The organism is Grimontia celer, assembly GCF_900055185.1.
GTDB classification, from domain to species: Bacteria; Pseudomonadota; Gammaproteobacteria; order Enterobacterales; family Vibrionaceae; genus Enterovibrio; species Enterovibrio celer.
On record NZ_FIZX01000004.1, the window covers coordinates 80,453 to 93,717 of the forward strand.

Genomic DNA, 13,265 nt, shown 5'->3' on the forward strand with positions numbered 1-13,265 from the left:
TCCCCAGCTTTCGCCGGGGAGAAAATGATTAAATCAGCTTTTTATTCATGGCATCAGCAATGTAATCCGCCTGACGAATTGCAAGGGCAACAATGGTCAAAGTTGGGTTTTCTGCCGCTCCCGTGGTGAACACGCTGCCATCAGAAATAAACAGGTTATCGATATCGTGGGACTGCCCCCAACGGTTGACTACTCCATCCCGCGCCTGGGCGCTCATCCGGTTAGTTCCGAGGTTATGCGTCGACGGATAGGGGACAACTTTGTGGGTTTTCACCGCACCAACGGCATCATAAATTGCCGCACCTTGCTTGTAGGCATGGTTTCGCATTGCGATGTCATTGAGGTGATCATCGTAATGCACATTAGGAACCGGTAATCCGAATTGGTCTTTGACATCGGTGTTTAGTGTGATGCGATTGGTTGAACGCGGCATGTCTTCACCGACGATCCACATGCCCGCCATGCGCTCGTAACCTTCCATGTCTTTGGCAAACTCCTCGCCCCATGCACCCGGTTTTAGAAATGCCGCCATAAAGGGAAGACCGAGTGACAAGGTTTCCATTTCATAGCCGCCGACAAAGCCGCGAGATGGATCGTGTTTGGACTCATCAGTCACAATCCCCGCCATGGTGGTGCCACGGTACATGTTCACGGGATTTTCGAACTCAGCATACACAGAGCCTGTCACGTGGCGCATGTAGTTACGCCCCACTTCGCCTGAGCTGTTTGCAAGCCCATCTGGATACATGGCAGTGGCAGAATTCAGCAGCACGCGCGGGCTTTCAATTGAGTTACCGGCTAAGCAGACAATACGCGCCTTTTGATGTTGCTGATTACCGTCAGCATCTACATAAAGCACACCATCTACTTTGCCTGACGCATCATGAGTAATTTTCAACACATGACTGCTGGGCCTGAGCTCAAAGTGACCTGTCGCTTCCGCTTTCGGGATCTCAGTGTAAAGCGTCGACCATTTCGCCCCCATTCGACAGCCCTGGAAGCAGAACCCAAGCTGCTGACAAGCTGCCCGTCCATCTCGCGGCTGGGAGTTGATTGCCATACGTCCGGTATGCACATCTTTATAGCCGATTTTGGTCGCACCGGCCTGCAACACCTTGAAGTTGTTATTGCCGGGAAGACCGGGAATATCATGGGTGCGGGTCACGCCCATTTTGTCTTCCGCTTTGTCATAATAAGGCTCAAGCTCAGCGAGGGTGATTGGCCAGTTCAATAAGGTGGCGTTTTTTACATCGCCATACACGTCTTGGGTGCGGAATTCGTGCTCCTGAAAGCGAAGGCTTGCTCCTGCCCAGTGAAGTGTTGAGCCGCCAACGGTTTTGCAAATCCAGGCTGGTAAGCCGGGAAAGTCTCTGGCTACTTCCCATGTGCCGGACGTGGTCCTCGGCTCTAGCCAGGCTTCTTTACCAAACATCTTCCATTCGTTATTTTCAAAGTCCTTGCGGTAATCAAGGCGCGAACCGGCTTCAAGACACACAACATCGACGCCTTTTTGTGCCAGCTCATTTCCCAAAGTTCCGCCACCGGCTCCGGAACCAATCACTACCACTACATTGTCGTCAGTCAGGTCATACTGCTTAGCCATGATTATCCCTCCTTACCGGATGCTGGCAGCCATTGAATATCGTCAAAGCCACGGTTGATATAGCCGCCTTTTTCAAATGAAGAGCCTTCATAACCAAACGCCGGCCAGACACCAGGATTGTCGTAAAGAGACACCACCATGTTGCCGCGGACTGCCTGAAAAAACGGGTCACTCGCCACCTGCTGAAGCAGTTCAGTTCGTTTCGCCAAAGGCAGACTATTCCAGTCACCTCCTGTGTTTTTCATGAGGTTTGCCACACCATCGATCAGGGCTTTTTTCAAAACGGGATCGTTGGCGGCCTGAGCATCAATACTTTCGACACTCGCGGCATAGTAGACATCATCAAGGCTTGGATGAGGATAAATACTGCGCGCAATACTCACCAGATGACTGGCGGTATTGTCATCCAGCGCTTTGACTGTTAGTGCCCAGGATTTACCAGAAAGGGAAATTCCCGCCGCTACATAGGCATACGCGGCGGTGGCGGTCATCACTCCCATTTTTAGAATGGCTCGTCGGGAGTATTGGGGTTTCACGTTATTCATTGCTGTTCTCCTTGCTTTCAGTGTCCTTTTGCAAGCAGTGCGGCGCTTCTTCTATTGGAAACGTCCGGACTGCTCAAGGAATTCGATTTTGTAGCCATCGGGGTCGGTAAGGAAAAAGAACCTCGCCATTGGCTCACCTTGGTGGCTCATGGATTTAATCTCGGCAGGGTTGAGGTTGGCGTTGCTGATTTTGCTGTGTGTCGCGGCCAGATCGTCCACACAGACGGCAAGATGACCATAGCCCGTTCCGTGGGTGTAGGGCTCGCTCTGGCTATGGTTATGCGTTAATTCCAGCTCAAAGTCGTTGCTGACATTACGCAAATAGATGAGGGAAAAGCCCTCAAAATCGAATCGCTGTGCGACGTCGAGATCGAGGGCAGTTTTGTAAAAGGCTATTGAGCGATCCGGATCGCGCACCCGGATCATCGAATGAATGAGTTTCGCCATAAGCACCTCCATGCGTTATTGGGTAAACCCACTATAACGACAGGGACACCTGCTTAGGTGGTATCATGCTACCGCATGTAAAAATATTGTTAACGCCGCTAGACCGCTTTTTTCACCAACGCGGCTTGTTGGTGAAGTTCAGCGTTGGCAAGATCCAACACACCGTGTGGCTCGCTCAAATACAAAATGCAACTGCAGCGGAGCAGAGACGCAAAGTTGGTGACATCCCCATTGATATCCATGGCTTCGTCGTAAAGCGTGGTGAGGAACTTACCCGTGTTCATGCCCTGGGAATGGGCAATATGATCGATGATTTGCCAGAACTTCTTTTCCAGCCTGACACTCGTGGAATGGCCCGCGAGGCGAACAGAACGGGAATGCATTTCGTAATTGGTGGGATCCTGCCCGGCGAAAATGGTACACATGACTTCTTACCTTTGCGCTACTACTCCTATTGAGCATATCCAGAGTCGCTGTGCGGCCTTGCTTCATCCTTAAGACAGCGAAGCGAATGGAAACTTTACGCCTTCACGTCATCAGCAAAGTTCACCATTTTGTTCAAGGTATTCGCAGGCGGCTTCAACCCCTTCGCGGGCGGCCATTCGGAGATATTCTTTTCCCTGGTTTTTATCGACAGCAGTGCCAAAGCCTTCGTAAAGCGCTTTCCCGTAGTGATATCTCGCAAGTCGCGAGTAGCCTGCTTCATCATCGAGTTGTGCCCCCTGCTTCATTAGGGCTGTGGAACGGGAGGGATTGGACGCTGAGTACACACCGTTTTCATGAATTTGAGCAAGCAGCAGCATGGAATAAACATCATTCCAGCGTGCAATACAGTCTTCAAGAATCGCCACCGCGAAATCATGGTCGCCAGTTTTCTCCGCAAAATAGCCATATAGACACTTCATGCGGTTATCACTATCTAATTGTTCGGTATAGGAAAACTCGCTAGTTTCAGCGGGCAGATATGACGAGAAACATAACACGCTAACGCCTACCAATAATCTCCATTTATGCATGAATCAACCTTATCTCGGTGTAATGTTGATCTTAATTTGAAAGTAGCAGGAAGCGGCATTTCTTCCCCAAAAAAACCCGTTTCTCTGTCAGGTCTACGTAAAAAGAATTGGCTCTATCTAAATCTGAGAGATTCGCTCCATTATTGAGTGGAATGATAATTTTGCGCCCCACTACTAACAAAGATGTAAGACATATGATTCACAACTGATTAATTTCTAACGACAATTCCAAATTCTTGAAATACATCGCAGTTTTCATACTGGTAAGTGATAACTTGCACATTAAATTTTTGACCAGCACTTTCTCCACGCGATGCCAGATTTTAAAGACATACTCGACATCCACCCCAACCCCTGCGTCATACACATCAACTTTGTCCCCAAGTATGCTAATAATGCATTCGCAAAGTTCAGTGGAATGGCGAGTGCAGAAGACGTGCTGAGTCTGCCTTCTATCCGTGTGCTCTTTGAAGAGGAACACTGGCCTGAGGCGCAGCGCCGCTACAATCATGCGATTGAAACTGGAATCCCGACCCCCCCGGAAGTAATCAATCATATGGATCTGAAAGGAAATCCAATGATTGCTGAAATTACAGATAAAGTGATTGATTGGTATGGCGAAAAAGCCATGTGTACGTTTGTGAGCGTGGTGACCGACCAAATCCGTCGCGAGCGTACTTTGCGTGATATGGCAAACCGGGACGATCTCACCAATCTTTATAATCGCCGTTATCTGTTAGATCTGTTCAGCGAGCGCCATGCCGCCCAACAGCGCCGTCAATACCTCGCCATGGCGGACATCGACCACTTTAAACGCATCAACGATACCTTTGGCCACCCGGTCGGCGATATCGTGCTTCGTCGTTTTGCTCAGGAAATTGAAGACTTCACTGCACCAGATGAATATGCGTTCCGCTTAGGCGGGGAGGAGTTTGCACTGCTTATCTGGGCGGATAACCATACCGAGGCCACAGCGCGATTGGAACAGTTGAGACAATCGGTACAAGACTGCGAAGTCAGGGTCAGCCACCCAAATTCTCAGCCTCTAACGATTAGTTGTGCAATTTCCATCGGCGCGACTGTACTTGATGCGACGGAAGACTTTCTTTCTGCCAGTCTCCGCGCAGACGAAGCCCTTTACATCGCGAAAAAGACCGGGCGTAACCGCGTGATCAATTACGACGAGTCTGCTGAAAACGCGCCGGAGAAAAGCTAAGCACTAACCTGACTTGAATATCTATGATGCTGTTGGCTGGACAGACAGCCCAGCATCACTCTGTTACGCCCCGCTTCTTTAGCCTGATACATTAACCGGTCAGCATGATGAAGCAGCGCTTCTAAAGACGTTTCTTTCCCGTCTTTGTCCACCAACAACGCACCAACAGATGCAGTGACGCTTAACCCAACACCCTCTTGAGATACCTGCGGTACAATAAAACTGCAAACGTAATCGGCATTAACCTCAAGATCGTGCAGATCCTCCACTGGCACCAGCAAGCAAATCTCTTCTCCCCCCAAGCGGGATATCGCCACTGCTTCACGCAGGTAGTTGCTCAGTACCCGGCCCAGGTTATTCAGCACTTCATCGCCTTTCGAATGGCCATATTTGTCGTTAATTTGCTTAAAGTGATCCACATCGAGCATCAATACACCCAGCTGACCACGTTTCTGCATGCTTTTGACCCGCTTGCTGGCGAACACCCTGTCGAGACCCCGGCGGTTCATCAAGCCCGTCAAGGAATCTGTAAAGGCATATTCCTCAAGTTTGCTGTTCAACGCTTTGAGAGCGCGGGTTTTCCGCTTCACTGCCTGTTTCAGCAAAATGATATAGCTTGCAGAACCCAACAACAAGACGGACCCCACCAAAGGCCAAAGCCAGTTTGGTATTTTCGTGGTCCTGCTGGTGTTCAGCCATTTTTGTTTGATGCGATCGATTTCATGGGGCGGAATATTCTTAATACCACTTTCGATTTCGCGTTGAAGCAGTTCGTTGCCTGCAGGTACCGCTGCGTACAGCATTTTTTTGTACATGCGCTCAATAGGGACAAACCCCAGAGGGTTATCCTGTTGAAGCAGATAGTAGGTAGCAACTTGGGTATCGACCAGCATGCGCTTAATTTTGCCATTACGCGCCGCCTGAATGAGGGCGGCATTGTTATCAAAACCCATGGTAGCAACAAGCGGATAACGGTTTTTCAGATACTCCTCTTCAAAGCCACCACGCACCACACCGACAACCATACCTGGCACTACACCCTGTGTTTTCAGTTCTTCAGCATCATTAACCACGTATAAAGTGGTGGAGATTTCAAAAAGGGGAAAAACATAATCCAGATATTCGTCGCGGGATTCGGAATAGAGCAAACCAGCGTGCACTTTGCGCCCACCTTCTTGCATCGCAACCAACGAGTCATTCCAGTCAGAAAGCGCAAACTCAATGGGTGTATTATTGATCTCCCCGAACAACTTCCAGTAATCGACCAACAGTCCTTTAGCGATGCCATTTTCAGAGAAAGCAAATGGCTTCCAGCTATGAGAGTTCGTCACGATAATGGTGTCTTTATCCGTTTCAGCCAACGCAACTGACTGGGAGATCCCCAGTACAAATACCACAACGCTACAGACGAATCGGCATAACCGAAGCAAATGCATCAAAGGCAGTCATTCCCCAAGGTGAATTGATGACAACATTGTCGCAAAATTTAACCAACAGACCACATACTGTTTGACAGTTAGATAGCCAGAGCGAGACATAGATCTATGAAATAGTGAAAAAATTTCTCCAGATACTCATGAGGCGACGAAATAATGTCATTTTTTTTCAAAAATATTCAGGCATGATCCCCGTCTAGTGGGCTATCTTTTGACGCATTCAACCCAATGTTCACCGATGTTCACTGCTGTTTATCTATTCGTTACTGATTAGTGATCTAGATAAGTTTATGTGGTAAATTTACGGCCCTGAAAAAAGGCACATTGCTGTTTCATTTGAGTGGATGGTGCAAGGAAGGTTGGAATAACCCTTTTTCACTTGCCTGCGATCAAATTTCCGCCATATAAAGCATGTATACTTGTGTCCGCTTTCATGGATGAGTTGTGTTGTCCAAGCGAATCCGCGTTTGGACAACACAATTATGTGGCATGAATCAATATTAACGCTGTAAGAGCACATGGCACTCTTGCTGCTCAACACACAGTAGCTTGTTGTTTTCTTACAAAACTCAAGAACCTGAATAACGTGACTACAGCGACATTTATCCCTTGGGTAGTAAAAGTTCGACCGGAGAGAACCCTACATGAAAAAGACCAAAATCGTTTGTACGATTGGACCAAAAACCGAATCAGTAGAGATGCTGACTAAGCTGGCAGATGCAGGCATGAACGTAATGCGCCTGAACTTCTCGCACGGCGACTTTGCAGAGCACGGTACTCGCATCTCTAACCTGCGTCAGGTAATGGAAAACAGTGGCAAGCAACTGGCTATCCTGCTGGATACCAAAGGTCCTGAGATCCGCACCATCAAGCTGGAAGGCGGCAACGATGTTTCTCTGGTTGCAGGTCAAACTTTCACTTTCACTACTGACGCTTCAGTAGTAGGTAACGCAGAACGCGTTGCAGTGACCTACCCTGGTTTTGCAACAGACCTGGCTGTAGGTAACACTATCTTGGTTGACGATGGTCTGATCGAGATGGAAGTTCTGGAAACCACAGAAACTGACGTTATCTGTAAAGTTCTGAACAACGGTGACCTGGGCGAAAACAAAGGCGTTAACCTGCCAGGCGTTTCTGTAAACCTGCCTGCACTGTCTGAAAAAGACAAAGGTGACCTGGTATTCGGTTGTGAGCAAGGCGTTGACTTCATCGCTGCTTCTTTCATCCGTAAAGCGTCTGACGTTAAAGAAATTCGTGAGCTTCTGGCTGCAAACGGCGGCGAGAACATCCAAATCATCTCTAAAATCGAAAACCAGGAAGGCGTTGATAACTTCGACGAAATTCTGGATCTGTCTGACGGCATCATGGTTGCACGTGGTGACCTGGGTGTAGAAATCCCAGCTGAAGAAGTTATCTTCGCTCAGAAGATGATGATCGAAAAATGTAACCGCGCGCGTAAAGTGGTTATCACTGCAACTCAAATGCTGGATTCAATGATCAAGAACCCACGTCCAACTCGCGCAGAAGCGGGTGACGTAGCGAACGCGATCATGGACGGCACTGACGCAGTGATGCTGTCAGGTGAAACTGCGAAAGGTAAATACCCTGTTGAAGCAGTGACCATCATGGCGCAAATTGCTAAGCGTACTGATGCTGTACTGAAAGCTGAACTGGGCTCACGTTTGGACAGCTCTCGCCTGCGTATCACTGAAGCAGTATGTAAAGGCGCAGTAGACACCGCTGAAAAGCTGGGTGCTCCTCTGATCGTTGTTGCTACTGAAGCAGGTAAGTCTGCGCGTTCTATCCGTAAGTACTTCCCAACGGCAAACATCATTGCTGTCACCATCAACGAGAAAACGGCTGCGCAACTTTGCCTGAGCAAGGGTGTGACTTCTGTAGTTGTTAACCAGTTCGAAAACACTGACGAATTCTACCGTCGCGGTAAAGAAATCGCTCTGGAGTCAGGTCTGGCTGCGAAAGGCGACATCGTTGTTATGGTTTCAGGCGCACTGGTTGCTTCTGGTACTACTAATACTGCATCTGTACACGTTCTGTAATCGAACCGTACCGAGCATAAAAAAAGGAGCCTATCGGCTCCTTTTTTGTTTTTAGCACGTCAGGCTAACATTCTGTTTCTTTGGTTTTATTTCTTAAATCTGGATGGGACCAGTTCATTGCGGTGAGTGTTCATCAGTACCGCCATCGGCACCAGATAAATCCAGCCGACCTTTATGGTCAGGACAGCCAGAGACAAGGTTGTCACTCTCACCAAATACTTATTGATGGTTTGGAACACAACGACTTTCTCTTGGGTTTATTTTGTTTTTCTTGTACCCCGGAAGTATACATTTTGGGCAGAAAGTCACAAGTTGAGAGCATCTTCCGCCAACCCATCAGACATAAAAAAAACCGACGGCTTTCACCATCGGCTTTTTCTGAGACAAACTGTCAGTTTTATTGACGCAGTGCGCGCTCACCACGGGCAATACCTACGACACCGCTTCGTGCAACTTCGATGATGTCGGTGACATCTTTCATCGCTGCGATGAAGGCTTCAATCTTGTCGCTTGAGCCTGCAATTTGAACGGTGTAAAGCGAGTTAGTCACGTCCACAATCTGACCACGGAAGATGTCAGCTGTACGTTTGACTTCTGCGCGGGCAAAACCGCTCGCTTTCACTTTTACCATCGCCAGTTCGCGCTCAATGTGCTCTGACTCGGTCACATTACTCACTTTCAGTACGTCAATCAGCTTGTGCAGTTGTTTTTCAATCTGCTCGCGCTCAGACGCTTTCACCACGGTGGTTGTGATGTTCAAGCGGGACAGTGTTGGATCATCTGTCGGGGAAACCGTCAGGGATTCAATGTTGTAGCCACGCTGCGAAAACAGGCCAACTACACGAGACAATGCGCCCGGTTCGTTTTCCATCAAAATCGATACAATACTGCGCATTATGTTCTCTCCGTCTTGCTCAACCACATTTCATTCATCGCACCACCACGCACCTGCATTGGATAAACGTGCTCTGTTTCGTCCACGCTGATGTCGAAGAAGACCAGTTTGTCTTTCATCGCCAAACCACGTGCCAGCTCGCTTTCCAGCTGAGCCGGATCGCTGATGCGGATGCCTACGTGACCGTAAGCTTCTGCAATTGCAGCGAAATCAGGCACCGAATCCATGTAAGAGTGAGAGTGACGACCTTGATAAATCATGTCCTGCCACTGCTTCACCATGCCGAGGAAGCGGTTGTTGAGGTTGATAATTTTAACGGGGATATCGTACTGCAGCGCCGTCGACAGCTCCTGGATATTCATCTGGATACTGCCGTCACCGGTGACACAAAGCACTTCTGCATCAGGGATTGCGAATTTCACACCCATCGCAGCAGGCAGGCCGAAGCCCATGGTGCCGAGACCACCGGAGTTGATCCAGCGACGTGGCTTATCAAACGGGTAGTAAAGCGCAGCAAACATTTGGTGCTGGCCAACATCCGATGCCACGTATGCATCACCATTGGTGAGCTTGTAGACCGCTTCAATCGCTTGCTGCGGCTTGATGCGTTCGTTATTCGTTTCGTAAGCCAAACACTTGCGTTCACGCCATACGTTGATGTTGTTCCACCATGCGTCCAGCGCCGCTTCATCGTTCGTGCCGCCCTGCTCGGTCAGGATCTTCAGCATGGTATTCAATACCACGTCTGCCGAACCTACGATTGGGATGTCAGCCGAAACGGTTTTTGAAATGCTCGATGGGTCGATGTCGATGTGCATGACCTTGGCATTTGGACAGTATTTTTCGAGGTTATTCGTCGTACGGTCATCAAAACGGACACCAATACCGAAGATCAGGTCAGCATTGTGCATTGCCATATTGGCTTCGTACGTGCCGTGCATACCAAGCATGCCCAGCGATTTGTCACCCGTACCCGGATAAGCTCCAAGGCCCATCAGTGTACTGATAACAGGAATATTCAGTGTATCTGCCAGCGTTTTAATTTGCTCGCCACACTCAGAAATGATGGAACCACCACCGATGTACAGTACCGGTTTTTTCGCTTCAAGCAGTGCTTTCAAGCCACGCTTAATTTGTCCTTTATGACCCGTTGTTGTTGGGTTGTAAGAACGCATGGACATGCTTTCCGGGTACTCGTACGGGAATTTGTTTGCTGGGTTCAGCATATCTTTTGGCAGATCGACAACCACAGGACCTGGGCGGCCGGTTGATGCCAAATAGAAGGCTTTCTTGATGATTTTTGGAATGTCTTCGGTGTTTTTCACCAAAAAGCTGTGTTTTACGATAGGACGTGAAACACCCACCATGTCACATTCCTGGAAGGCATCGTTACCAATCAGGTTGCTCATTACCTGACCGGACAAAACCACCATTGGGACAGAATCATAGTACGCGGTTGCAATGCCGGTAATGGCATTGGTTGCGCCTGGACCTGAGGTAACCAGTACAACGCCGACTTCGCCGGTTGCACGGGCATAGCCATCGGCCATGTGAACTGCTGCTTGTTCGTGGCGAACGAGAACGTGCTCGATATCGCTTTTCTCATGCAGTGCATCATAGATATCCAAAACTGATCCGCCCGGATACCCAAATATATGTTTTACGCCTTGGTCGATCATCGAACGAACGACCATGTCGGCTCCTGACAACATTTCCACTATATGCCTCCATGTATGCATAGTTTTAGGACTTATTTGTAGCCTAGTGATGGATGTCGGCGTGACTACCTGTTTGCCGCCAATCCATGCCAGCTATGCTTTTGATTCCGGTCGTAACAAGAATCAAAAAAGCTTCCACTCAAGGGCTATTTGGATGCGCGCTGTAAACAGCCGCTCATCACCGCTTGAGCCCCACAACTTTAACGCTTTGTTAGCAAATATGTCTATTGGTTAACTCAGATTCCCATTAATACTCTGATTGGACAAACATTCATCAGTAAAGACTCTGATATAGCCATCGGTTTTAGCATTCACTGCTGAAAAGTTCCTTTTTGGCGACATTTACTGTTCGCTCACCAGGAAAAATGGGGCATGAAAAAAGTATGTTTTTGGCTGTTACTGACAGGATTCGATTGAAGTAGCACATTAAGGACACTTTAACGTCACTTCCAATATGGGAATACAGGAAAAAAAGCCATAAAAAACCCAGCTCAGAGGCTGGGTTTTTCACAATATTCCAATCAGCTGTGTTTCTTATACATGGCTTCGATTTGTTTCTTGTAGCGCTCTAGGATCACCTTACGACGCAGCTTCAAAGTTGGCGTGAGTTCACCTTGTGCCATGGAGAACTCTGAAGGCAGCAGGGTGAACTTCTTCACCTGCTCAAACTTGGCCAGCTCCTTTTGCAGCTCTTCGACGCGTTTCTCGAACATCTCCACCACTTCGCTATGTTTAATCAGCTCCATGCGATCGTGGTATTTGATGTTCAATTCTTTCGCCCAGGTTTCCAAGGTTTCAAAACAAGGCACAATCAAAGCAGACACAAAATGGCGCGCATCCGCCACCACAGCAATTTGCTCGATAAAGTGGTCTTTACCCAATTTGCCTTCAATCACCTGCGGCGCAATATACTTACCACCAGAGGTTTTCATCAGCTCTTTGATACGGTCAGTGATAAACAGGTTGCCTTGAGCATCAATGTGGCCTGCATCGCCGGTTTTAAGAAAACCATCAGCCGTGAAGGTTTCTGCTGTTTCTTTGGCTTTGTTGTAGTAGCCGCGCATGACCATAGGACCACGCACCAGAATTTCGTTGTTGGCCCCAATCTTCACTTCGGCATTTGGCATTGGCATACCGATGGAATCGGGGTCAAAGCTCGCACTGTCCCAGCATGAAACCGTTGCTGTGGTTTCGGTCATGCCATAACCCAGCTTCACATTGACACCAATCGCGTGGAAGAAGCGACCAATAGCCGGCTCCAGCTTTGCCCCTCCACACGGCATCATAGTGATATTGCCACCCAGAAGCTGACGCAGTTTGCTCAATACCAGCTTGTCTGCCATGCGGTGTGCGCTTTTCAGCCATGGGGCCGGTTTCTTCCCTTTACGGGTGATTTCGGCCATCAGGTTACCGATGTAAACGGCAGCGCGGAACATGCCTTTTTTCACCGGACTCGCTGTCGCCACTTTCTCGTGAACAGCGCTGTAGATTTTTTCGTAGAAGCGCGGTACCGCACACATCACGGTTGGCTTCACTTCCTGCAGCGCATCGCGAATTGCATTGGTGTTAGACAGATAACAGTTTGTCGCGCCATGGTGCAGCACGTAGAAGCTCCAGCAACGCTCAAACACGTGCGACAACGGCAAGAACGCCAGAGAGACTTCGTTTTCAGTGATACCCAATACCGCATCGTGACTTTCAATTTGGGCCGCAATGTTGCCGTAATCCAGCATCACACCTTTTGGCTTACCAGTAGTGCCTGAGGTGTAAATCAGCGTCATCAAATCTTCCATTGATGCTTGATCGACACGCGCAATGAGCTCTTGCTCAACGTTGTCGTTAGCACTCTCAAGGAACGCTTCCCAGCTCAGGCCCATTTCATGGCCGGCAAAATCAACGTTATCACTAAAGCTGACAATCTTTTCCAGCGCTGGACAGCTAGATGCAATCGACATCGCGGCATCCGCCTGCGACTGATCGCCCACAAACAGAATACGCACACCTGCATCACGCAAAATGTAAGCAGCCTGATCAGCGGTATTGGTTGGATAAATTGGCACTGGCACGCAGCGCACCTGAAGCGCAGCGATATCCGCAATACTCCACTCCGCACAGTTGTTGGCGAAGATACCAATTTTGTCCTGTACCGCGAGGCCAGATACCAGCATCGCTTTGGAAGCCGCATCAATGCGCTCACCGAACTGACGCCAGCTCATTTCGCCCCAACCGTTTCCTTGTTGGAAACGCAGCGCGATCTTGTCGCCTTGAGCTTTTACCTGCTCGCGGATTCGGTTAACGATATGAAGTTCCAGCGCCATTTAATTCTCTCTCA

The 13,265-nt window shown here is 48.8% G+C and carries 12 protein-coding genes; 2 read left to right on the forward strand and 10 right to left on the reverse strand.

The window, feature by feature from the left end; genetic code table 11:
• Nucleotides 1-28 precede the first annotated feature (28 nt).
• The 5 genes from GCE9029_RS20515 to GCE9029_RS20535 form a co-directional block, all read right to left on the reverse strand.
• Complete coding sequence (locus GCE9029_RS20515; protein WP_062666460.1) at nt 29-1,603, reverse strand: GMC family oxidoreductase; 1,575 nt, start codon at nt 1,601-1,603, stop codon at nt 29-31.
• 2 nt (nt 1,604-1,605) lie between these two features.
• Complete coding sequence (locus GCE9029_RS20520; RefSeq protein ID WP_062666463.1) at nt 1,606-2,148, reverse strand: hypothetical protein; 543 nt, start codon at nt 2,146-2,148, stop codon at nt 1,606-1,608.
• 51 nt (nt 2,149-2,199) lie between these two features.
• Complete coding sequence (locus GCE9029_RS20525; RefSeq protein WP_062666465.1) at nt 2,200-2,595, reverse strand: VOC family protein; 396 nt, start codon at nt 2,593-2,595, stop codon at nt 2,200-2,202.
• A gap of 98 nt (nt 2,596-2,693) precedes the next feature.
• Nucleotides 2,694-3,020, reverse strand: a complete 327-nt coding sequence (locus GCE9029_RS20530; protein WP_062666468.1) for a ribbon-helix-helix domain-containing protein — start codon at nt 3,018-3,020, stop codon at nt 2,694-2,696.
• 111 nt (nt 3,021-3,131) lie between these two features.
• Entirely contained in the window at nt 3,132-3,611 is a 480-nt protein-coding gene (locus GCE9029_RS20535) for an SEL1-like repeat protein (RefSeq protein ID WP_062666470.1), read from the reverse strand.
• A 313-nt stretch (nt 3,612-3,924) separates the two neighbouring features.
• Between GCE9029_RS20535 and GCE9029_RS20540 the strand changes: the two genes are divergently transcribed.
• Nucleotides 3,925-4,827, forward strand: a complete 903-nt coding sequence (locus GCE9029_RS20540) for a GGDEF domain-containing protein (RefSeq protein ID WP_062666472.1) — start codon at nt 3,925-3,927, stop codon at nt 4,825-4,827.
• On the opposite strand, the gene GCE9029_RS20545 is transcribed toward GCE9029_RS20540, so the two are convergent.
• The gene (locus GCE9029_RS20545) at nt 4,824-6,263 is read right to left on the reverse strand and encodes a transporter substrate-binding domain-containing diguanylate cyclase (RefSeq protein WP_062666474.1); all 1,440 of its coding nucleotides are present in this window, start codon (nt 6,261-6,263) and stop codon (nt 4,824-4,826) included. The two genes, GCE9029_RS20540 and GCE9029_RS20545, sit on opposite strands and share 4 nt — an antisense overlap.
• A 644-nt stretch (nt 6,264-6,907) precedes the next feature.
• Here GCE9029_RS20545 and pykF point away from each other — a divergent pair.
• Complete coding sequence (gene pykF, locus GCE9029_RS20550; RefSeq protein ID WP_062666476.1) at nt 6,908-8,320, forward strand: pyruvate kinase PykF; 1,413 nt, start codon at nt 6,908-6,910, stop codon at nt 8,318-8,320.
• A gap of 86 nt (nt 8,321-8,406) precedes the next feature.
• Here the strand turns inward: pykF and GCE9029_RS26585 are convergent, their stop codons facing one another.
• The 4 genes from GCE9029_RS26585 to GCE9029_RS20565 all read right to left on the reverse strand — a co-directional run bounded on the left by GCE9029_RS26585 (nt 8,407) and on the right by GCE9029_RS20565 (nt 13,251).
• Entirely contained in the window at nt 8,407-8,559 is a 153-nt protein-coding gene (locus tag GCE9029_RS26585; protein ID WP_197475410.1) for a hypothetical protein, read from the reverse strand.
• A 158-nt stretch (nt 8,560-8,717) separates the two neighbouring features.
• Nucleotides 8,718-9,215, reverse strand: a complete 498-nt coding sequence (ilvN, locus tag GCE9029_RS20555) for an acetolactate synthase small subunit (RefSeq protein WP_002537707.1) — start codon at nt 9,213-9,215, stop codon at nt 8,718-8,720.
• Complete coding sequence (locus GCE9029_RS20560; RefSeq protein WP_062666478.1) at nt 9,215-10,933, reverse strand: acetolactate synthase 3 large subunit; 1,719 nt, start codon at nt 10,931-10,933, stop codon at nt 9,215-9,217. The genes ilvN and GCE9029_RS20560 overlap by 1 nt, the downstream gene beginning before the upstream one ends.
• Nucleotides 10,934-11,454: 521 nt before the next feature.
• Nucleotides 11,455-13,251, reverse strand: a complete 1,797-nt coding sequence (locus GCE9029_RS20565; protein ID WP_062666480.1) for an AMP-dependent synthetase/ligase — start codon at nt 13,249-13,251, stop codon at nt 11,455-11,457.
• Between the last annotated feature and the right edge of the window lie 14 nt (nt 13,252-13,265).

Bases quoted from the DNA above. Each gene is read 5' to 3' on its own strand.
- GCE9029_RS20515 (WP_062666460.1), bottom strand. From the start codon at position 1,603: ATGGCTAAGCAGTATGACCTGACTGACGACAATGTAGTGGTAGTGATT.
- GCE9029_RS20520 (WP_062666463.1), bottom strand. From the start codon at position 2,148: ATGAATAACGTGAAACCCCAATACTCCCGACGAGCCATTCTAAAAATG.
- GCE9029_RS20525 (WP_062666465.1), bottom strand. From the start codon at position 2,595: ATGGCGAAACTCATTCATTCGATGATCCGGGTGCGCGATCCGGATCGC.
- GCE9029_RS20530 (WP_062666468.1), bottom strand. From the start codon at position 3,020: ATGTGTACCATTTTCGCCGGGCAGGATCCCACCAATTACGAAATGCAT.
- GCE9029_RS20535 (WP_062666470.1), bottom strand. From the start codon at position 3,611: ATGCATAAATGGAGATTATTGGTAGGCGTTAGCGTGTTATGTTTCTCG.
- GCE9029_RS20540 (WP_062666472.1), top strand. From the start codon at position 3,925: ATGCCAGATTTTAAAGACATACTCGACATCCACCCCAACCCCTGCGTC.
- GCE9029_RS20545 (WP_062666474.1), bottom strand. From the start codon at position 6,263: ATGCATTTGCTTCGGTTATGCCGATTCGTCTGTAGCGTTGTGGTATTT.
- pykF (WP_062666476.1), top strand. From the start codon at position 6,908: ATGAAAAAGACCAAAATCGTTTGTACGATTGGACCAAAAACCGAATCA.
- ilvN (WP_002537707.1), bottom strand. From the start codon at position 9,215: ATGCGCAGTATTGTATCGATTTTGATGGAAAACGAACCGGGCGCATTG.
- GCE9029_RS20565 (WP_062666480.1), bottom strand. From the start codon at position 13,251: ATGGCGCTGGAACTTCATATCGTTAACCGAATCCGCGAGCAGGTAAAA.